Raw genomic sequence first — 23,152 nt, forward strand, 5'->3', positions numbered from 1 at the left:
CACAGACAATCAATATAATTTATCTATTTGTAAATAAGTTTGTATAAGTTTGTAAGAGTAAAACATAAAGTATATGACCCAGGAAGAGTTATTAGTATTAATATACAAGAAAGACGAAAGAGCTTTTACACATCTATATGATATGTATTCTAAAAGTTTATTTTCAGTTATTAATGTTCTTGTAAGAAATAGAGAAGAAGCTGAAGATGTACTTCAGGAAGTATTCATTAAAATTTGGAAGAATATTGATTCCTATAATGAAAGTAAAGGACGCTTCTATACATGGATCCTTAATATAGCAAGGAATACTTCTATAGATAAACTACGATCTAAAAATTTTAACAACAGTCAAAAAAACCTTTCCTCAGATAATTTCGTAAATCTATTAGACGACAGTAACAAACTAGTCAACAAAGTGGATACAATTGGAATACAAGAGTTTGTCAAAAGACTCAAACCAAAATGTATACAAATAATAGATTTATTGTTCTTTAAAGGATATACCCAACAAGAAGCTTCGGAAGAGTTGGAGATCCCTTTAGGAACTGTAAAAACACACAATCGAAATTGTATTAATGATTTAAGAAACTATTTGAAAGTATAATGGAAACAAAAGAATATAATGACTCCGGAATATTAGAACTCTACGTTTATGGTTTGCTAAGCGATACCGAAAATGAAGAAGTTACTACCATGGCTAATACGCATCCTGAAATTAAGGATGAAATTATTGCCATTGAGAAAGCAATTGTAGCCTTGTCCTCTAGTTTTTCACCCTTCCATTCGGTGGCTAATTATGAGAAGATTAAGGCCAAGCTAGAACTAAAACATGCCCCAGTAATAGAAATGGAAACATCAAGAAACTGGTCGCAATACATTGGATGGGCAGCTGCCGTTCTTCTATTGGTTGGTATTGGATTCCAATACAATCAATTGGAACAAACCAGCAATCAGGTTGTAAGTACTGAAATTGAAAAAGCAAAAGTTGAAAAAGAACTTAATCAATTAGAACTTCAAAACAAGCAAAACGAAATAGGTCTTGCAGTCGTAAGAGATACCAAGAATACAGTTGTAAGTTTAGGTGGACAGGCTGTTGCACCAGAATCATCTGCAAAAGTATATTGGAACAAAGAAACTCAAGTAGTTTATGTTGATGCGGCAGGCTTACCAGAACCTCCAAAAGGAATGGTATATCAGGTTTGGGCTCTAAAACTGAATCCTTTGACTCCAACAAGCATTGGATTACTAGACAAGTTTGATGAAAACAACCAACGCATTTTTGCTGTTAACAGCACTGGTGATGCAGAAGCTTTTGGAATTACATTAGAACCTGCCGGCGGAAGTTTAAGCCCTACAATGGAGCAATTATATACCTTAGGAAAGGTATAGAAATTTATACAATAGCATTTACATTAAAACCAGACTTTCAAAACTAGAGTCTGGTTTTTTTTTCTTAAAACTACTTTGGTCAACATATCTGATAAATGGAAACCATAACAATATAAAGTACCTTATATTTGCATTTTTTAAACAGTACATGAACTACACCTTACTTTCCTCTCCTTTACAAGGATTTACAGATTTCCGTTTTAGAAATGCGCAAAACAAAATTTTTGGCGGAATAGATACTTTTTATGCGCCTTACATCCGCTTAAATGGAAAGATGGTTATTAAATCCTCCTATCAGCGTGATTTATTACCCGAGAACAACTCCGAACTTGAAGTGATTCCGCAAATTATTACTAATGATGCCGATGAGTTTTTGTTTGTATCCAAGTATGTGCAGGAATTAGGTTATAAAGAATTGAACTGGAATTTAGGTTGTCCCTACCCCATGGTAACTAAATGTGGAATGGGTTCTGGATTAATTAAAAATTCGGAGAAAATTGAGCAGATATTGCACAAGGTGCAAAACGAATCAGATATCATAGTTTCTATGAAAATGCGTTTGGGATACGATACTACGGACGAAATATTAGATGTTTTACCTATTTTAGAAAAATATAAGGTGAAAAACGTAGCTGTACATGCCCGTTTAGGGAAACAGTTATACAAAGGTGGTGTACATTTGGATGCTTTTCAAACTTGCGTAGATCAAAGTAAAGTAAAATTGTATTATAATGGTGATATTACTACAGTAACTAAGTTTCACGAAATGCAAGCGCGTTTCCCTACCATAGATCATTGGATGATAGGTAGAGGCTTAATTGCAGATCCTTTTTTGCCCAGTATGATAAAAAGCAACAGCTTAGAATACCCAAAAAACAAAATGGAATTGTTTAGTGAATTTCACGACACCTTATACGCAGGATATAGCGAATCCTTATCTGGTTCTACGCACATCTTATTGAAAATGCACCATTTATGGGAGTACTTCTCTGTTATTTTTTCGAATCCGCACAAAGTGTCAAAAAACATACGAAAATCAAAGAGTATTCGTAATTACGAGCAAACGGTTAAAGAAGTTATAAAAGCGGGCTAACGCTATAACGTCTCGTTGCGTGAGGGATAGCAGTGGAGCTCTTTTTATCAATTGCCTCGGGTTTAAACCCGAGGCAATTGATAAAAAAGCGGGAACGAATAGCCCGACCCGAAGTTGCGAGGCGCTAGCCAGAGTAACTGTAGGGCACGCCCAAAGAAAAATTAGAGCACAAAAAAAGGTTCAACTTAATGGTTGAACCTTTTTTATTTGAAGCAAAAGATGCTTATTATTTCTTATAATACTTTCTATATTTTGGATAGGTAATCGCCCCAATAAAAGTGATTGTTCCTAGTGAATACCAGATCCAACTTAAGGAATGGGCTTCACCGCTTGCATAAGAATGCAGTCCAACCAAGTGAAAGTTTACACCATAATAGGTAAACAAAATCGAAACGAAAGCAAACATACTCATCAGGTTAAACGTCCATTTCCCTCTTAATGACGGTACAAATCGAGCGTGAATTACAAAAGCATAAACCATGATGCTGATTAATGCCCAAGTTTCTTTTGGATCCCATCCCCAGTAACGTCCCCAACTTTCATTGGCCCATTGTCCACCAAGGAAGTTACCAATAGTAAGCATAATCAAACCAACAGTTAATGCCATTTCGTTGATATAGGTAATCTCTTGAATATTCAAATCCATTTTAGCTTTGTTCTTTTCGTTGGTAAAAAAGATCAATAATAACGATACAAAACCAAGAATCATTCCTAAAGCAAATGGTCCATAACTTGCTACAATAACAGCCACGTGAATCATTAACCAATAGGAATTAAGTACTGGTTGTAGATTGGCAATTTCTGGATCAATCCAGTTCATATAAGCTGCAGATAAAATAATTGCCGATACAAAGGCAGATGAAGCAACAGTTAACTTAGATTTACTATCAAAAGCTAATCCAAAAAACATCGTTGCCCAAGCTACATAAACAATAGCTTCGTAGGCGTTACTCCATGGCGCATGACCAGATATGTACCAACGAGCTCCTAAAGTTATTGTGTGCAAAGCAAACAAGATTGCAATGATAACATGCATGCTATTTACCAAAATACGCAGTACTTTACGATCTTTGAAAATCTGTAAAATAGTAAACAACATCATTAATAGCGCTGCAGTTAGATATGCCCATGGCAGTTTTTGCAATAGGTCGTATTTGTTATAGGTGATTTCTAGAGAGATTCTATCATCACTTGGTCTTACTTTGGCACCAAATCTCTTTTGGAAACCATTTAAACTTTCAACTAAATCATTTGCATTTTTATAATCATTTGAAATTGATGCGTTATTTAGTGATCCATAATACAACGGCAAAACACTTTTGGTATACGTAGAATCCATTCCTTTTAATCCAGCTTCATTCAATTCTAATGACGAAACCCATTTGTTATTCGGATCATTCGGAATCGGGAAAATCTTTAATATTCGTCCGCTCAAGGCCGATTCCATTAAATTCACCTTTTTATCCGTTTCAATAAAATCTTTCTCAAACTGATTCGGGTTGGCTGCTTTGTAAGCTGCATCCAAGTATGGTGCTAATTTATAATTTCCTTTTGCATCAAAAAAGGCAATAAAAGGAGCTGTTCCATCCTTTACATCAACACCAATCAATTTACGAATGCTGTCGTTTCCTGTTCTTAGATAGATAATCGGAATTTCAATCCACAACTGTGCGTACTGAGACATGGACAAAAACACTTGGTCTGGATTCATGCCATTGTAAGAATTAGAATGACTCACTTTACGCAATAACTCAGAAGAGAAAGTGTTTACGGGTTTCATTCTACCACCAGCATCCTGAATCACCAAACGCCCAAATTTTGCGGCGTGCTCTTCGGAAACTTTAAATTTATTAAGCAAAGAATCTAATTGTTTTGCAGTTGGTGCAACACGCATGTGACCACTATCTTCGGTATGATCTGCATGATCTCCATTAGCATCATGATCATGATTGTGCGCTTGAGAAAAGCCACTCATACTTATCATTAAAACCAAAATAGTAATCAATTTTGATTTTTTAGTTTTAACCACTTCTAATTTTCGTTTCAAATCAGCAAAACGAGAGTATTTTGTAAACATAATAGACATCATTGCAAAAAATAACATAAAATAACCGGCATACGTAATGGCTGTTCCCCAAAAATCGTGGTTTACAGATAAGACCGTTCCCTTTTCATCTGGATCAAATGAAGATTGAAAGAAACGATACCCTTTGTAATCCAAAACATTATTCATAAAAATCCTTGCGTCAAATACCTCTGTAGAATCTTGAACTGTCACTTTACTTTCAAAAGAAGAGTAACTTTTCTCCGTTCCCGGGTATTTAGCAGCGATAAAATCATTTAGTTTTATCTTGAAAGGTAAAACGTAAGCTTTACTACCGTAGAAAAAAGTATAATCTAACTTCCCAATTTTTACCGTTTGAAAGTCTCCTACTCTTCCCTTAGATCCCACAACAGTTACTTCTTTTTCCTGTCCCTCTGCTTTCACTTTAAGTACTAAAGCATCAGTATGATTTTTTGCTTTAAAATCATTGCTTGACTCATAAGCAATCACTCCTTTTACAGCAGGATCAGGAAAAACAAATCTTTTCTCTCCTATGCTATAAAGCGAACGCATCATCAACGGCTGCACAATATCTTTAGTTACTGCACCTTCTAGTTTATCAGCCATTCTCATGAAATTCCCTTCAAATGGCGTTTGAATTGTATATCCGTCTCCAGAAGTGCTAATATTTATTGCACCATCCGTTGGTTTATTTAATGAAAATAAAACATTGTGAATGTTTTGAACTTCTCCTTCTTTTAGAAAATGCTCTTCACGTCCGCCATCCCCTGCTTCTACAAGTTTGAAATACAAAACGCCCTTAGGATCCGCTTTTACATATTCCTTAGCACCCATGATAAAATTTTCGTATTCCACTTCAAACGAAGTGTCTGCAAACTTATCAGAGATCGAAAAATTGTTATTAGTAACCGGAGAAAGCAACAATGGCTGTTCAAAAACCCTACGTTTCATTTCCCCTTTATATTCCCCATCGATAAAAACGGTTAGGAATGTTTTGTCTGAATAAAACTGATTTTCAGCAGCACCTTCACGTATTGGCATCATCCCTTCATAACTAATATAACGAGTTACAAATGCACCCAAAAGGATAAAAACAAAAGATAAATGTAGTAATAAAGTAGCCCATTTTTCTTTTTTTAATAATTGGTAACGCTTAATATTCCCTATGAAATTGATCATAAAAAACACCATTATCGCTTCAAACCACCAAGAATTATAAATTAAAATGCGAGCTGTATCTGTATTGTATTTACTTTCGATGAAAGTTCCTGCGCCCATTGCTATTGCAAAAGAGAGAAAAAGAAGCGCCATTAATCGTGTAGAAAACAAAAATGAGAATATTTTTTTATCCATTTGTAAGGAATTACGTTTTTATAAAAGTGCGACAAAAGTACTTAAAATTGTTGACTTCTATCTTGCTACAATTGTTAATTTAATCCAAAATTAAGGGTTTAGAATCCCTAATGCCGCCTTTCTTTTGGGCGTGCCACCGTCCCTAAAAAAGGGCTACATCACTTTGTCTAGATAGGCCCTTTTTCGGGAAGCTGTCGGGTCATGCGCGCTACTAAGGTAGCCAGCTTCTACCCCTCACGCAAATTCGCGTTAAAATGATGTATTACTTTTACTATTAGAACTATTTGTAATCCTATTTTTATAAATTAACAAAAAAAGCGTTTTATGGCACATCGTCACATTTGCCTACAAACTACCTAAGCGACCGGCTACGATCACGCTTTTTACAGATACAGTTTTAGAAATTGCAAACAATTCTATTCAAATAAAAATGGTTGATGTATTAAATTGAGTTACTCTTATTGATATAAAGCCGTTCTTTGCAAAGTTTGATATTAGAACAAACACTATATTTGGATTGTTAGATAATCAAGAAAATATTCCTAGTAAAGAACTTCATTCTGATGAACGTTATAAATTATAATACCTATGACAAATAATATACTTATTGAAAATCAATATAAAAGAACCAGTATATTTGAAAAAGAAAATGTGAATTATCTGGTTCGCGTTTTAAAAAGATTCAACACAGTACCTAAAATAAACAACATAAATATTATTACCTCAACTACTGAGCCTGATATATTTAAAATTGTACCCAACAAATCGATTATAATTGGTTCGTCATTACTAAACAAACCCGTTTTAGCTTTGGTTTATTTAAGATATGGCATTGAATGGCAGCTTTGGTATAAAGCCTTGAATAATGAAAAACAGGATACTATTTTATGTGATATAGCAGCGCTTGAAGTGACTCGAATATTTTATCAATTGTTACCTAAAGACGATAAAGAAAAATTAGAAAACCTTGATTATTTTTTAATTGATTTGATTAAAAATGAAAAAAAAATAGATCCTGAGTCTGTATTACAATACGAAGAGTTGCAAGCTTTTCATGGGACGAATATTGCAAACAAAACATTTAAAGATTCTTGGAAACCAATTATTGAAAACCTAGCAAAACCAACAGAATATTTATTAATGTCAGGTGGAGACCTTAGATTGAATATTGATGAAATTGATTTGTTAAATAAATATGGTTGCCGACCATTTCCAAGACCCGATGCATTCACTTTTGCCTCATCAACTGGAACGAGTGTTTCTAATTTTGCGTTTGATAAAACAGATAAAGTTAGAAGTATTTTAATTCGAAACAGCTTAAAAAATGGTTTTAAAAAGACAACCATCGAGTTTTCTGAATTACTAAAAGACAACCTTAGAAAGATATTTAAATTAAATGAGGAGTGTGAAATAATTTTTTCCCCATCAGGAACCGATTCTTCACTTCAAATAGCAGCTATAACTCAAATTATGTCCGATAAAGACATTACGCATATTTTAGTAGCATCTGATGAAACTGGTAGCGGAATTCCTGCGGCATTAAAAGGATGTCATTTTGAAAACACAACCGCCTTAAATCACCCTATTAAGAAAGGGGACAAAATTGAAGGATTTAGAGATGTTGATTTGATTAAAATTACTTTTAGAGATGAAAATGGTGCGCTAAAATCATCCAGTCAATTAGACGAGGAAGTCTATAATGCCATATCTAAAACCAATGAATCAGGCAGACACGTAGTACTGCATACTATGGATCAATCGAAATTAGGATATCAATCGCCTAGTGACGCATTAATTCAAAAATTGAATACAATCGATGCCTTATCAATGCAAATCATTGTGGACGGTTCCCAACTTCGATTAGATCCTAAAGACATACAAAATTATTTAAATAAAGGATATATTGTTACCGTAACAGGAAGTAAGTACTTTACCGGGCCTCCCTATTCAGGTGCATTACTTCTACCCGAAAGTGTTAGTAAATTAATCCATTCTGCAAAAAATAAGTTGCCAAAAGGATTAACCCAATATTACAATCATTCTGATTGGCCAACTTCATGGTTCTGTTCAAATGATTTATCAGATGGATACAATTATGGCTCTTACATGCGCTGGAACGCTGCAATAGTTGAAATGGACCGCTACTATAAAACACCCGTTTTATACAGAAACATGGGTATTGAGATGTTCTGTAATTTTATTGACGATTCAATAAAAGAAGCCACTTTTTTAGAACCCATTTATGCTGATGATACAAAAGCGAATAGTTATAATAGTCAAGAATTTGGAATAAGAAATATCCGTACCATTTTCCCTTTCTTCATCCTTAAAAACAATGAAGTACTATCAGTTGATAATGTGAAAAAACTATACACTTTACTAAATTCGGATATATCTGATCAATTTGAAGATTCTTCACTAGAAATTATAAGGCTTGCTGCCCAGAAATGCCATATAGGACAAGCCGTTAATGTAAAGTATGGCAACGATATTGAAAGTGCTGTTTTAAGAATTAGTTTGGGCGCAAGAGTTATTTCCGAAAGCTGGGTTAACAGAGATATTAGTCTCTTTTTTAGAAATATAGAAACACAAATGAATCAAATTACGGTAATCATAAAGAAAATAGAATTGATCCTCAGCAATCCCGATTTGTTGAAATAAATAAATTTAAGATACCAAATTATCTGGGCGTGCCACCGTCCCTAAAAAAGGGCTAATTCACTTTGTCTAGATATGCCCTTTTTCGGGAAGCTGTCTGGTCATCCGCGCTACTGCGGTAGCTAGCTTCTACCCCTCACGCAAAACCGACTAAAAGTGATGTATTGCTTATATAATTTTAGTTATATGCAATACAAATGATTGATTTTAAAGTGAAAACTCAAATAGTGTGATAATTTAATTATCTAAAACATATCTGACTGCACAGCTTTAAAAAAAAGTTAGTGCAGTGTTCTTTTTTATGTGAACATAACAACAAATCACCGCTACCGCGTGAAACCTTTAAGACGGTTAAATGCAATGATAATTACTAATCAAACTACACACTTATAAAACCGCTGCTTTTAAAGGGTATCATCTACCCTTTTTTCAAAAAAAATACCAGCCATTATTTACTACAATGGCTACACTTTTTTTTCCTGATTTTAACAAATGATTAAAGTTATTGTGATAGGCTTCATGAATGTAGCTCAATATTTAATTGCTACTTTTTAAAACTCTAAAAAATATAGGAGATGAAATTAATTACTAATCCGAGTATTCACTATGCATCTATTCATAATTTTACAATAACAAAAAATAGTAAAAACCATCTTTTTCCTTAACAATTCCACTCGTCGACACTTTAGATAGATTCACCGATAGTTAAACAACTCTAAACGAAAATAAAAAACAGCATCAGTTAATACCTATAAATTTACGCTATATAAATTAGTGTAAAACATGAAAAAGTACGAGTTACCAAGCTATTTGGATGGATATGATGTTACTTCATTAATAAAGTCTAACACAATATTCAAAAGCTTTTTCCCTTATTTTTTATTCGTAATTCTCTTTTTCAAATTGAATACGCTACAGGCACAAATTCAAAATAACAGTGATCTATACATTGGCGATAATAGTTTATTTTATGTTGGAGCCGAAAACTTTATCTTTAGCTCAGCCGTAGCAAAAAAACAACAATAAAAACCAGCAGAACAAAATTGAATTATGGTGTTTTGTCTTTTCCTATTGGAGCATGGTGTAGTGGAGCGAGCGAAAACGCTTTTGTAGATGGATATGCTCAAACTCTAAGCCACGAGGCCTTCATCTTACCGATAGGGCAATCAGGCGTTTATGCTCCAATTCAAATAATCCCGTCAAGTACTGGCGGTGTAGATGCTGCTTATTTTAGAGCGACACCAAACTCAATTGGTAGTGCTTTGGACACATCCATATCTTCAATCTCTTCGGTTGAATATTGGGATATAAAAAGTAACGGAGTAAATGCCGGTATTTCGCTAAGTTGGAGACCCTCAAGTGCTATTTCAGATTTAACATCCTCTTCACTATCTAATTTAACTATTGTAGGTTGGAATGGATCTACATGGGTCACAATACCTTCGATAGTTGATGAACATTCTATACTAGCGGCAATAAGTGACTTAGGTTCGGGCTCTATTAGTACGAATGCGAAAGTAGACTTATCTGCTTTTTCGGCTTTTTCTTTAGGCGCAAAAAAGAAGCAATTAGTGGTTACTGAATTTAATAAAGTAGAATTAACAGTATATGTAAATAAAAACATGTTATTTATCGAAGCTTCTCAACCTATAAAGACTTTGATTGTTCATGATGTTACAGGCAAACTAGTATTCATAAAAAATCTAAACGGAGACTTAAAATACAGTCAAAATTTTAACTATGAACTTGGTCTGTACATTGTAACAACGGAATTATCTAATGTTAATTCACTTATTAAAAAGAAAATAATTAATAATAGCTATTAATTTATAATCTACGATAAATCTCTCCTAAATATAAAATCAATGCAAAAAGTCAAAAATTACTTATTTATTTTAATTATACTTATTTCGGGTGTTATTAGTGCTCAAACAGGTATTGGGACCAAAACCCCCGATGAATCCTCAGTTCTAGATATTAGTTCTACAACCAAAGGGTTCCTTTTGCCGAGAATGACTTCAAAAGAACGTGACTTAATTTTAAGACCTGCTAAGGGTTTGATGATATTTAATACTACGGTTAACGCTATTGAGAATAATATTGGTACAAAAGACATCCCAAAATGGGCTTCAGAGGGAAACAATGGAACTAATACTAGTAAAGGTCCAAAAGGAGACAAGGGAGATAAAGGAGATAAAGCACAGACTGGAGATGATGGAAAATCAGCTTATGAAATATGGTTATCACTTGGAAATACAGGTACCGAACTTGAGTTTATCACTTCTTTAAATGGTACCGATGGTGTTGATGGAATAAATGGTATTGACGGTGCAACTGGTGCAAAGGGAGATACAGGTATAAATGGTATTGACGGGGCTACTGGAACAAATGGTATTGACGGAAATGATGGTGCAACTGGAGCGAAAGGAGATACTGGAACAAATGGTATTAACGGTTTAAACGGTGTTGCCGGAGCGAAAGGAGATACTGGAATAAACGGTATTGCTGGAGTAGACGGTGTTACTGGAGCAAAAGGAGACGCTGGAACAAATGGTATTGACGGAATAATAGGTGCTACTGGTGCAAAAGGAGATACTGGAATAAACGGTATTGACGGTGTAACTGGAGCGAAAGGAGACACTGGAACAAATGGTATTGACGGTGCAACTGGAACAAAAGGAGACAATGGAATAAATGGTGTTGACGGAATAAACGGTGCTACTGGTGCAAAAGGAGACACTGGAACAAATGGTATTGATGGAATAAACGGAGATACTGGATCGAAAGGAGATACCGGAATAAACGGTGTTGACGGAATAAACGGTGCTACGGGAGTAAAAGGAGACACTGGAATAAATGGTATTGACGGAACCAACGGTGCTACTGGAGCAAAAGGAGACACTGGAATAAATGGTGTTAACGGAAATGAGGGTGCAACTGGAGCAAAAGGAGACACTGGAGCAAACGGTATTGACGGTGTGAACGGTACTACTGGCGCAAAGGGAGATGCTGGAACAAATGGTGTAAATGGAGCGAAAGGAGATACTGGAATAAACGGTATTGATGGAACAAATGGTGTTAACGGAAATGATGGTGCGAATGGTATTGACGGTACAAACGGTATTGACGGAACAAACGGTGCTGCTGGAGTAAAAGGAGATACCGGAACAAATGGTATTGACGGTGTAACTGGAGCAAAAGGAGACGCTGGAACAAATGGTATTGACGGAATAATAGGTGCTACTGGTGCAAAAGGAGATACTGGAATAAACGGTATTGACGGTGTAACTGGAGCGAAAGGAGACACTGGAACAAATGGTATTGACGGTGCAACTGGAACAAAAGGAGATACTGGAATAAATGGTGTTGACGGTACAAACGGTGCTACTGGTGCAAAAGGAGACACTGGAATAAACGGTATTGACGGAATCAACGGGGCAACTGGTGCAAAAGGAGATACTGGTATTAATGGTATTAACGGAAATGATGGTACTACTGGTGTAAAAGGAGATACTGGAATAAACGGCGTTGACGGAATAAACGGTGCTACGGGAGTAAAAGGAGACACTGGAATAAATGGTATTGACGGTATAAACGGTACTACTGGTGCAAAAGGAGATACTGGAATAAACGGTGTTGACGGAATAAACGGTGCAACTGGAGCGAAAGGAGATACTGGAATAAACGGTGTTGACGGAATAAACGGGGCTACGGGAGTAAAAGGAGACACTGGAATAAATGGTATTGACGGTACAAACGGTGCTACGGGAGTAAAAGGAGACACTGGAATAAATGGTATTGACGGTATAAACGGTCCTACTGGTGCAAAAGGAGACACTGGAACAAATGGTATTGACGGAACAAACGGTGCTGCTGGAGTAAAAGGAGATACTGGAACAAATGGTATTGACGGAATCAACGGGGCTACTGGAGTAAAAGGAGACACTGGAACAAATGGTATTGACGGAACAAACGGTGCTGCTGGAGTAAAAGGAGACACTGGAACAAATGGTATTGACGGAATCAACGGTGCTGCTGGAGTAAAAGGAGATACCGGAACAAATGGTATTGACGGTGTAACTGGAGCGAAAGGAGACGCTGGAGTAAATGGTGTTAACGGAAATGATGGTGCAACTGGAGCGAAAGGAGACACTGGAACAAACGGTGCTACTGGAGCAAAAGGTAATACTGGAACTGACGGTGCTGATGGTCTAAAAGGAAGTACAGGCTCAATTGGTGCGACAGGAGCCAATGGTAAGACAGCATATGAAATATGGCTTTCTGAAGGAAATACAGGGACTCAAACTGAATTTATTACTTCATTAAAAGGAGAAACGGGAGCCGTTGGACCTCAAGGGCTATCCCCTAGCTATAGTTCTACAGATGATTCAGTCACTACTTCAACTTCATCAACTTCAGATGTTTTAATATCCGGAATGAGCAAATCACCAGAACCTGGTACTTATTTGGTCTTTTTTAATAGTGAATACAGTATCGCTCCTGCTTATGAAACAGCTATTGTTACTACAGACGATGCAATTGCCGATTTAGAAAAAATCTATACAGATATAGATAATATGGGGCAAGGTACTTATCAAGCCGCTGCCGGTGACATAGGTGGAAAAACAATTAAGCCAGGAATATATTCTTATGGAGGAGCTCTAAGCATTGGGACAAATGTTACTTTAGATGCACAAAATGATCCCAATGCAGTTTTTATCTTCAAAACAGCAGGTGCGTTTAATACCACTGCGGGGATTACAGTTAAATTGGTCAACGGAGCTTCAGCAAAAAACATCTTTTGGGTAGCTACAGGAGCTATTGGATTAGGAGCTAATTCCATATTTTTCGGATCTCTTTTATCTAGGCTTGCAGTGGCTGTCGGTGCTGATTGTACCATTGAAGGAAGAATGTTGACTACTGCAGGAGCACTAGCATTTGGACCAGGGACAATTTCCGTTCCGTTGGGGACTTCACAAATTAGCTTAGGAGCAGTACAATCTTTTGTTTTGCTTACGAAGTCTGGAGCAATTGCAAATACTGGTATATCTACTTATACTGGACAAATCGCCACTAATCTAGGTGCTATAACGGCCTTTGAAACAGCTATTCATTATGGAGAAATTGTTCCTCCTGGTGGCAATGTTGAGGTAATTAAGGAGATTCCTGGTAATGCTACTTTTAGCCTTTATAATCATGGGGTGCTAATCCCTAATTCTACCAGAACCAGAACGACAAAAGTTAATACGGTAGATGTTACTTTACAGGCAATGGCTACTATTGCTCAAGATGAAAAAATTGAGGCAAGATGGAGTATTGATGCGGGAACCTTGTCTGTTAAAAATAGAATTTTAACTCTAATTAAGGTGAATTAAAAATAAAAAATTACATTGAATTAAAAAAGGGCGTTTGGTGCTAAACCAACCGCCCTTTTTCATTAGTAAGAAACTGAGGTGAAAAATAATTAATACTCACCCAACCTACCCATCTTATTTGTAACCTGTAAGTTATATTGTTTCCAGAACTTTCTTCGTAAGATACGAAACCGAAAAAGAAGAATAATTGTTAGAACTCCCAAAATCTTCTATCCCTTTATTTGCCATACTACTTCATTTTTTTTGCTAATTTTGCCAAATGGTTAAAGTTATTATTATAGGCTCCGGAAATGTAGCGCAACATTTAATTGCTGCTTTTCAAAACTCCAAGAATACAGGAGATGAAATTGAATTAGCACAGGTGTTTTCTAGAAAAGCGAACACACTGGCAAACGTATTAGACGCTAGTCTCATCACAACGGATATAGCTAATTTATTAGAGGCCGATCTCTACATCATTGCGGTCTCAGATGATGCCATTGGAAATGTTGCTGCACAATTAGCTTTTAAAAACCGATTGGTAGTACACACCTCAGGCAGTGTAGGACTAGATGTTTTAGATGACAACAACCGAAGAGGTGTTTTTTACCCGCTTCAAACCTTTACTAAAAATAAAGCAGTAGATTTCAAGACGATTCCCATTTGCTTAGAAAGCGAAAACTCTACTGACTTCAGATTATTGGAAAAGGTGGCTAAAGTGATTTCAGATAAAGTATTTGCTATTAACTCTGAACAACGAAAAGCATTGCACGTAGCGGCAGTTTTCGTAAATAACTTTACCAATCACTTATACACCATTGGAAATGAAATTTGTCAGGAGAATCAAGTTCCTTTCGATATTTTAAAACCTTTGATTTTGGAAACAGCTCAAAAAATAATGACCATTTCGCCCAAAGACGCCCAAACAGGACCAGCAAAGCGAAATGATTTAAAGACAATTGAATCACATCAATTATTTTTATCGGACAAAAATCAATCAACTATTTATAAAATCATAACACAATCTATACAAGATAATGGCAAAAAGTTATAAAACAATAATGAACGACATCACCACTTTTATTTTCGACGTGGATGGCGTACTTACAGACAGCGCGGTATTTGTAACCACTGAGGGAGAAATCCTTAGAACGATGAATATCCGTGACGGTTATGCTATGAAAGCAGCTGTGGAAAGCGGCTATAATGTTTGCGTTATTTCGGGAGGAAGTAATGAAGGAGTTCGCGTAAGATTGCGAAATCTGGGGGTAACAGATATCCATTTGGGTACTCCTGATAAAGTAGAAACGTTTAAAGAATACATTGAATTGTACAATATCAATCCAGAGCAGGTTTTATATATGGGAGATGACATCCCTGATTATCATGTGATGAAATTAGTAGGTTTACCAACGTGTCCACAGGACGCTACGCCAGAAATAAAATCTATTTCTACTTACATATCGCATATAAATGGTGGAAAAGGAGCGGCTCGCGACGTTATCGAGCAGGTAATGAAAGTACAAGGAAAATGGATGTCTTATTTTGACGGCAAGCTTGATTAATAATTAACAGTGATCACTATTCAGTTATGGAATAACAGTCTAATCCGCAACTGAATACTGAATAAATGAATAAATGAAATACCTGAAACTCATTCGATACCAAAACCTACTGATGCTTGCCTTTATGCAATTGATCTTTAGATACGGTTTTTTGAAATTGCAAAATATTCCTTTGGCGTTAAGCGATTGGCAATACGGATTATTAATACTGAGTACCGTTTTAATCGCGGCGGCGGGTTATGTAATCAACGACATTTTTGATCAAAATACAGATTTAGACAATAAACCAGATCGAGTTATCATTGGTAAAAACATTTCTGAATCTGCTGCTTATAACATTTATGCCACTTTAAATATAAGTGGAGTCCTCCTAGGTTTTTATTTGTCTAACGTTATTTTAAAGCCTTCATTTGCCGCTATTTTTATTCTGATTGCAGCAACTCTTTATATCTACGCGACCAGTTTAAAACAAATGATGGTATTAGGTAATGTTGTTGTCGCACTGTTACTGGCATTTAGTGTCGTGATTATTGGTGTTTTCGATTTGTATCCTGTAATTGACGCAGGGAACCAACTTCTAATGGCCAATTTGTTTTCTATTCTATTAGATTATGCCTTATTTGCTTTTTTAATTAATTTTATTCGGGAAATAGTTAAGGATTTAGAGGATATCAACGGTGACAAAAACCAAGGCATGAAAACGCTGGCTATCACTTTAGGCATCGCAAAAACAACAAAATTAGTTTTTACATTAGGACTTGTATCGATAATCGCGCTATTCGTTTATACTAAAACCTATTTTGTCGCCAATGATTTATTTATTGCAACACTGTACTCCTTTCTTTTTGTTTTGGCCCCACTTATTTTTTTTACCATTAAGATTTGGACAGCCAAATCCAAAGAGGAATTTCATACCTTAAGTACTCTACTAAAATGGATTTTATTTTTCGGAATTCTATCCATAGTAATCATCACCTTAAATATAAAATACAATGCTTCAAGATAAATTAAAACAATACAAACTGATTTTGGCCTCCGGTTCTCCCAGAAGACAACAATTCTTTAAAGATTTGGAACTGGATTTTGAAATTCGATTGAAAGAAGTCGAAGAGATTTATCCACCACATCTAAAAAGAGAAGAGATCACAAACTATCTAGCCGAATTGAAAGCTGGTGCTTTTGAAGGAGGATTACAAGAAAATGAAATTCTAGTAACGAGCGATACTATTGTTTGGCATAATAATAAAGCTTTAGGAAAACCAACCGACAAGCAGGATGCCTTTGCTATTTTAAAATCGCTATCGAATGCTACTCATGAAGTAATTACATCCGTTTGCTTTAAAACCAATTCGAAAACAGAGCTGCTACACGAAATAACAAAAGTTACTTTCAACGAACTCAGTGATGAGGCAATTAATTATTATATTGATAATTACAAACCTTTCGATAAGGCTGGAGCATATGGTATACAGGAATGGATAGGATTTATAGCTGTTTCAAAAATCGAAGGTTCTTATGCTAATGTAATGGGGATGCCTGTGGACAAGGTTTATGAATATTTGAGTAACTTAGCTTAAAACAAAAAAAACATGTCTTTTTTTAACGATTTTACAAAAGAAGTAATTGGAACTGGGATTCTATTACTAATTGTTTTTGCTTTGCGAATAATCACTTCAAGACTGGTTAGACGCTTTGCAAGGGTAACTCATATTATAGAACATCGAACAAATTTAGTTGTCAAATACTTACATCTACTGACTAATATTCTGGCAATAATTGCTTTAATATTGATCTGGGGTGTCCAACCGAAAGACATCATCATCGCCATTTCCTCCATCACAACCGTTGTAGGTGTGGCTATGTTTGCTCAATGGTCTATTTTAAGTAATATTACTTCAGGTATTATTCTGTTTTTCTCTTTTCCATTTAAAATTGGAGATGTAATCCAAATTCATGATAAAGATTTTCCTATAGTAGCCGAAATTGAAGATATTAAAGCGTTCCATGTATCTTTAAAAACGAAAGAAGGTGAAATGATTATCTATCCAAATAACTTGCTTTTTCAAAAAGGCATTTCGATTATGAAACATCATTTTGATGACAATGAGTTTGTTGACTAGTTTTATTTTGCAAAAAATTAAATGGTACTATTTATTTGTTCTAAATTTATGGTTTGCAAGTAGTAATTATATAACAAATAATAAAAAACATATAACGGACTACAATCAATAAAATATCAAATTTGCCTGCAAAGCATTAAACGATTACTATAGCATTTAGTTTCTATAAATATAAAATTGTATGAATACCTTAATCAAAATTCCTTTTTATGTTAGACTTACTTTTTCACTAGTAAGTTTGATTGCCATCACCTATATTTTCTATATGGGGAAAAGTGTTTTAATTCCAATATTACTTGCCTTTTTATTTGCGGTATTATTGTTACCAATGGTTCACTTTTTAAATTCTAAATTCCGTTTCCCGCATGTGCTGGCCGTTTCAATAACCGTAATACTTTTTGTTTCGCTAATCATTGCGATACTTGCCTTTATCTCTTATCAAATTAGTGACATTGCAAGTGATTTTGCTGAGATTAGAAAAAATATTAATCTTTTTACAACAGATATTCAAAGATACATAAGAACCAATTTCCATGTAAGTATCTGGGAACAAAGAAAATATCTTGAAGATGTAACCCAAGATTCTGTAAAAAAAGGAAAAGAAACTATCGGTACTACTCTAATATCTGTTACGAACACCCTTTTGGATATTACATTAATTCCTATTTATACGTTCTTGATTCTTTTATATAGAACACATTTCATCTTGTTTTTAACTAAGCTATTTAGAAAAGAACACCATCCAAAATTACAGGAAATCTTAACTCAAATAAAAGGTTCCGTTCAAAGTTATATTTCAGGTCTGATAATCGAGATGATCTTTGTTTCTATTTTAACAAGCATCGGTCTTTATATTATTGGTGTCCCTTACTTTATTTTATTAGGTATAATTACAGGTATCCTAAATCTAATTCCATATATCGGGATTCTGGTTGCCGGAATTTTAACAATTCTATCTTCACTAACGGGTACTCCAGACTTGTCTATAATTCTGGGAGTTATTGGTGTAAATATAGTAGTTCAAATAATAGATAATAATATCCTTGTCCCGCTTATTATAAATACAAAAGTTCAAATAAATGCGTTCGTCTCCATTATAGGTATCATATTAGGAGGTGGAATTGCAGGGATTGCAGGAATGTTTTTAGCCATTCCTATATTAGCTATACTTAAAATTATTTTTGACAGAATTGAATCTTTAGAAGCCTGGGGCTATTTGATGGGAGATAACTTACCTAAAAATTTTATTTGGAAAAATAAAAACCCACTAGTACCGGAAAAGCCATCGGAAATGGGTCAAGTGAAAATTACTGTTTCTGATGATGACTTTACAGAACCTATAACGGAATCGAATACAAACTAAAATAGCAATTTTCACCCTCAATATCGACAATACAACACCGTAATAGTGTGTTACAGTAAACTAAAAAATGTTGCGCTTTAATTCTTATTTTAAATATTTTTAAATGCCTTCACAACCAAAAATAGTACTGTTTATTTTGATGCTTTTTTGCTATCAGCTTTCTTTTTCGCAAATTAAAAAAACGGAGAAAGACAGCTTGGAGGTGTATGAAAATATTCAAACCTATTCTAAAAAAAATAAATTCACTCGATTTTTACATACCATTATTTTTGAACCGATAAATTCAAAAAAGAAAAAGCAGGCCGTAAAACCACAAAAAAAACTAATCGTTGAAGGTAAAATAATTAGGAGTATCAATATTATAACTTTAGACCCTTTTGGTTATTCCGACGTTGATACTACAAAAAACCCTAGGAATTGGGGAGAACGAACAGGAAACAGATTACATCTGAAAAGTAAAAAAATAGCCATAAAAAACCTCTTGCTTTTCAAAAAAAATACACCCTACAATGCATTCTTAATAAAAGAATCTGAGCGTATTATTAGGATGCAAAAATTTGTAAACCGAGTTACTATCTCAGTTGAAACACCTACTTCTCAATCTGATTCTGTAGATGTTTCTATTCGAGTATTAGATTCTTGGAGTACTATCCCTAAAATTGCGCTTTCAGGCACTAAAATGTCGTTAGGCGTTAATGAAAGAAATTTTTTTGGTATTGGTCATCAACTGGATTATATCTATACCCATCGTTCCAGCGATGGAAAAAGTGCTAATAATTTAGCCTATACTGTTCCTAATATCAGAAATACTTTTGTTAGAACCGTATTTAAATATCAAAATGATTTAGAAGATTATTATTCGAAAAGCATAGCGGTTGAACGCCCTTTCTATTCCCCTTTAGCAAAATGGGCCGGTGGTATTTATTTAGATCAGCAATTTAGAAAAGATACTTTACAGACCGCAGATTTAAACTATGTAGAGCAAAATTTTAAATTTAGTTCCCATGATTTTTGGGTTGGAAAAGCATTTCAAATTTTTAAGGAGAATACAATCAATGATCGAACTACAAATTTAATTTTAACTGGACGGTTCTTGAATATCAATTATATTGAAAGCCCTAGTATTGAATATGATCCTATCAATTTCTTTTCGGGCGAACAATTAATTTTATCGGGAATTGGTATTAATACCCGTCAGTTTATTAAAGATCAATATATTTTTAGAAACGGAATAGTGGAAGACGTACCAATAGGCAGAAGCTACGGTTTAACATTTGGCTATCAAAAGAAAAATTATAGTTGGAGACCGTATTTAGGCGCACAAGTTTCTTTTGGGAAATACCATAAATGGGGCTTCTTAAGTACTAATTTTGAAGTGGGCACCTTCTTTAATAATTCGAAAACAGAACAAACTGCTTTTTCATTTCAAGCTAACTATTTTACCAAATTGATGGAACTGGGAAATTGGAAATTAAGGCAATTTATCAAACCCCAAGTCATTATTGGTATAAATCGACAGAATTCGATAGGTGATAGATTAACTATTAATGAAGATTCTGGAATTCAAGGTTTTAATAGCGCTATCTACGGAACCAGTAAAATGATAATGACTTTACAAACTCAAGCATATGCTCCAAAAGATATTGGAGGATTTAGACTGAATCCTTATTTTAATTACTCCATCGCCTTATTAGGAAATAATGTGGATGGGAGAACAACAAATAAAGGGTATTCTAAAATCGGTATTGGTGTGATCATAAACAATGATTACTTGGTCTTCCGTTCTTTCCAATTATCGCTTTCCTATTATCCAACAATTCCTTTTCAAGGCGATAATATCTTTACAACTAATGCTTTTCAAACATCAGATTTCGGACTGCAAAGTTTTGAACTAGCTAAGCCCCGAACAGTTCTATATAAATAATGAAATAAGTAAACTCACTTATTACAGTATCAATATCCACCATCTTACAAACACTAATCCTTTAATAAAAGTGTGAATTTTATAAAAATAGTGCTTAATTATACAACTCTGATTGCCAAATTGTTATTACCTTTATAAAAATAATCATGTTAAATTAAAACCAAAAAAAGATGAAAAAACTAAGTTTCTATTTAATGATAATGGTATTATCATTATGTGCTGTTCCAACTACAATGTTAGGAGCTGAAAAAAATCCAGTTGCAAAAGAAGTTCCTGCTGAAGTGCAAACAATGCTTAATCGTTTAGAAGAAATTAAAGAAATGGATAAATCTTCTTTAAATTCTTCAGAGAAAAAAGAACTACGTAAAGAAGTTCGTGAAATTAAATCAGAATTAAAAGCATCTGGAAATGGTGTTTATTTCTCTGTAGGAGCAATAATAATTATTATTCTTTTATTGATTTTATTATTATAATAAATCACCCCTAAGTTTTAAAAAAAAAGAAGCGTGCATACGTTTCTTTTTTTTTTGAAAAAACTTAAATGAATGTTAACACAATTAGTCTGGCACAATAGTTGGCTATAGTTATTGTGTATTGAAAATATAAATACCTCAAATCGAATATTAATTAAATATAACAAAAATGAAAAAATTTAAATTACTTGCGCTGGGAATAGTTCTCTTTATAGCAGGATCAGTAAGTGCACAAGTTTCTGTAAACGTCAATATTGGTACTCCTCCAGCATGGGGTCCTTCAGGATATGCAGAAACAGAATATTATTACTTACCAGATGTTCAAGCGTATTACGACATTAGAGCATCGCAATTTATTTATTTTGGAAACGGTAATTGGGTACGATCAAGATACTTACCTAGACAATATAGAAACTATGATTTATATAGTGGATACAAGGTGGTATTAAACGATTATCACGGTAGAACACCTTATAAATATTATAAAGGCCATAAAGCAAAATATTTTAAAGGATATAAAGGTAAACCACAAAAATCAATAGGAAAAAGAAATAGTAGCCATTCTAATAGCAGTAGTAAAGCAAAAGGTAATGGAAAAGGAAACAACGATCATGGAAAGGGAAAACATTAATTTCTATTTCCTACTAAAAAAAGAGAAACGCGAACTGCGTTTCTCTTTTTTTTTGGGCCTAGATTAACATCCAACTATATGTTAATAAAATCATCTTGGCACAGTTGTTGGATTTACCATAAAAGTATCATTCTAGACAATACGATATTAAATATAAATACAAAAAAAAACAGAAAAGATGAAAACATTAAAACTATTAGCCGTTGGAATAATTCTACTCGTATCCAGTTCAATTCAAGCACAAGTTTCAGTAAATTTAAATATAGGAACAGCTCCAGCCTGGGGTCCTTCAGGATATGCAGCAGCAGAATATTACTATTTACCGGACGTACAAGCCTATTATGACGTTAGAGCATCCCTATTTGTATATTTTGGAAATGGAAGATGGGTTAGATCAAGATACTTACCAAGACAATATAGAAACTATGATTTATACAATGGATATAAAGTAGTGCTAAACGGGTACCATGGTCACAGACCTTATGCTCACTATAATAACCACAACCAAAGATATAGTGCAAAGTATAGAAATCAACGTCAAAGAACAATTGGACATAGATATGACGATCATAGATATGCAAATAGCAATCATAGAACATATGATAATCACAGATATGCAAAAAATCACAGGTATTCAAATGACAGAAGATATGCAGATAGCCATAGATCATCAAATGACCGTACATCTGTAAGAAACCATAAAAAATCCGATAATCATAAAAAGTATGATAATCGCAAAAGCAATAATAAAAAGCGTGGGAACCATGAAAAAAATAACCATGGGAGACGTTAATCTCAAGTATTAAATAGATTAAAAAAAGAGAGCACTATAACAGAGGGCACTGAAAAAATCTCTCTTTTTAAAAAGTCATTAAAAAATCGATCAAATAAGGGTTTGATTTGCTTTAATCTCTATTTTTTACTCAAATTTGATTTTCTGATAGCTCAAGGTTTTTAGAACAAGAAAAAAGAGCATAAACACTACCGTTTATGCTCTTTTTTGGTTTTTACTATTTCTTGTCTTGAAGGGACTTTTTCAGTGCCCTCCTATAACAGTGTTCTCTTTTTTTATATAAGTATATCAGTTTCTTTTCCAACAAAGAAAATAAGAAACCTAAAAAAAAAATATTTAATTACTACATTTGAGCTAATTGCAATTAAACT

Annotated in this window: 18 protein-coding genes; 17 read left to right on the top strand and 1 reads right to left on the bottom strand. The window is 34.3% G+C overall.

The genetic code is table 11. The features are described from left to right. Window positions 1-73 precede the first annotated feature (73 nt). From BLV35_RS05870 to BLV35_RS05880, 3 genes are all read left to right on the top strand, one after another. Window positions 74-604 (top strand): RNA polymerase sigma factor, encoded by a 531-nt coding sequence (locus BLV35_RS05870; protein ID WP_091086212.1) that lies wholly within the window; start codon window positions 74-76, stop codon window positions 602-604. Further along, the gene (locus tag BLV35_RS05875; RefSeq protein ID WP_091086215.1) at window positions 604-1,389 is read left to right on the top strand and encodes an anti-sigma factor; all 786 of its coding nucleotides are present in this window, start codon (window positions 604-606) and stop codon (window positions 1,387-1,389) included. Before BLV35_RS05870 ends, BLV35_RS05875 begins: the two co-directional genes overlap by 1 nt. 148 nt (window positions 1,390-1,537) lie before the next feature. Next, the gene (locus BLV35_RS05880) at window positions 1,538-2,482 is read left to right on the top strand and encodes a tRNA dihydrouridine synthase (protein WP_091086218.1); all 945 of its coding nucleotides are present in this window, start codon (window positions 1,538-1,540) and stop codon (window positions 2,480-2,482) included. 226 nt (window positions 2,483-2,708) lie between these two features. Here the strand turns inward: BLV35_RS05880 and ccsA are convergent, their stop codons facing one another. Beyond that, on the bottom strand, window positions 2,709-5,900 hold the full coding sequence (ccsA, locus tag BLV35_RS05885; RefSeq protein WP_091086222.1) for a cytochrome c biogenesis protein CcsA: 3,192 nt from the start codon (window positions 5,898-5,900) through the stop codon (window positions 2,709-2,711). Window positions 5,901-6,488: 588 nt separating this feature from the next. Between ccsA and BLV35_RS05890 the strand changes: the two genes are divergently transcribed. The 14 genes from BLV35_RS05890 (at window position 6,489) to BLV35_RS05955 (ending at window position 22,781) form a co-directional block, all read left to right on the top strand. Then, window positions 6,489-8,561, top strand: a complete 2,073-nt coding sequence (locus tag BLV35_RS05890) for a hypothetical protein (protein WP_091086226.1) — start codon at window positions 6,489-6,491, stop codon at window positions 8,559-8,561. 780 nt (window positions 8,562-9,341) lie between these two features. Continuing rightward, window positions 9,342-9,584: a hypothetical protein gene (locus BLV35_RS05895; protein WP_091086229.1), complete on the top strand. Its 243-nt coding sequence runs from the start codon at window positions 9,342-9,344 to the stop codon at window positions 9,582-9,584. Between the two features lie 17 nt (window positions 9,585-9,601). Further along, window positions 9,602-10,384 carry a hypothetical protein gene (locus tag BLV35_RS05900; protein WP_091086233.1) on the top strand — a complete coding sequence of 261 codons (783 nt, stop codon included), beginning with the start codon at window positions 9,602-9,604 and terminating at the stop codon, window positions 10,382-10,384. A 39-nt stretch (window positions 10,385-10,423) separates the two neighbouring features. Then, the gene (locus BLV35_RS05905) at window positions 10,424-13,933 is read left to right on the top strand and encodes a beta strand repeat-containing protein (protein WP_091086236.1); all 3,510 of its coding nucleotides are present in this window, start codon (window positions 10,424-10,426) and stop codon (window positions 13,931-13,933) included. A 259-nt stretch (window positions 13,934-14,192) separates the two neighbouring features. After that, the gene (locus tag BLV35_RS05910; protein ID WP_091086239.1) at window positions 14,193-14,966 is read left to right on the top strand and encodes a Rossmann-like and DUF2520 domain-containing protein; all 774 of its coding nucleotides are present in this window, start codon (window positions 14,193-14,195) and stop codon (window positions 14,964-14,966) included. Further along, window positions 14,950-15,477 carry a KdsC family phosphatase gene (locus BLV35_RS05915; RefSeq protein WP_091086243.1) on the top strand — a complete coding sequence of 176 codons (528 nt, stop codon included), beginning with the start codon at window positions 14,950-14,952 and terminating at the stop codon, window positions 15,475-15,477. Before BLV35_RS05910 ends, BLV35_RS05915 begins: the two co-directional genes overlap by 17 nt. A 73-nt stretch (window positions 15,478-15,550) precedes the next feature. Next, a complete protein-coding gene (locus BLV35_RS05920) occupies window positions 15,551-16,483 on the top strand; it encodes a geranylgeranylglycerol-phosphate geranylgeranyltransferase (RefSeq protein ID WP_091086246.1) in 933 nt (310 codons plus the stop codon). Next, complete coding sequence (locus BLV35_RS05925) at window positions 16,470-17,054, top strand: Maf-like protein (protein WP_091086249.1); 585 nt, start codon at window positions 16,470-16,472, stop codon at window positions 17,052-17,054. Before BLV35_RS05920 ends, BLV35_RS05925 begins: the two co-directional genes overlap by 14 nt. A 12-nt stretch (window positions 17,055-17,066) precedes the next feature. Continuing rightward, window positions 17,067-17,597: a mechanosensitive ion channel domain-containing protein gene (locus tag BLV35_RS05930; RefSeq protein WP_091086254.1), complete on the top strand. Its 531-nt coding sequence runs from the start codon at window positions 17,067-17,069 to the stop codon at window positions 17,595-17,597. A gap of 181 nt (window positions 17,598-17,778) precedes the next feature. Continuing rightward, entirely contained in the window at window positions 17,779-18,960 is a 1,182-nt protein-coding gene (locus BLV35_RS05935) for an AI-2E family transporter (RefSeq protein WP_091086256.1), read from the top strand. A gap of 103 nt (window positions 18,961-19,063) precedes the next feature. Beyond that, a complete protein-coding gene (locus BLV35_RS05940; RefSeq protein ID WP_091086259.1) occupies window positions 19,064-20,884 on the top strand; it encodes a BamA/TamA family outer membrane protein in 1,821 nt (606 codons plus the stop codon). Window positions 20,885-21,054: 170 nt separating this feature from the next. After that, window positions 21,055-21,357: a hypothetical protein gene (locus BLV35_RS05945; protein ID WP_091086261.1), complete on the top strand. Its 303-nt coding sequence runs from the start codon at window positions 21,055-21,057 to the stop codon at window positions 21,355-21,357. Between the two features lie 169 nt (window positions 21,358-21,526). Continuing rightward, a complete protein-coding gene (locus BLV35_RS05950) occupies window positions 21,527-21,988 on the top strand; it encodes a hypothetical protein (RefSeq protein ID WP_091086264.1) in 462 nt (153 codons plus the stop codon). A gap of 178 nt (window positions 21,989-22,166) precedes the next feature. After that, window positions 22,167-22,781: a hypothetical protein gene (locus tag BLV35_RS05955; RefSeq protein ID WP_091086267.1), complete on the top strand. Its 615-nt coding sequence runs from the start codon at window positions 22,167-22,169 to the stop codon at window positions 22,779-22,781. The last annotated feature ends 371 nt before the right edge of the window (window positions 22,782-23,152 follow it).

The sequence above is a fragment of the Flavobacterium gillisiae genome (genome assembly GCF_900107635.1).
GTDB classification, from domain to species: Bacteria; Bacteroidota; Bacteroidia; order Flavobacteriales; family Flavobacteriaceae; genus Flavobacterium; species Flavobacterium gillisiae.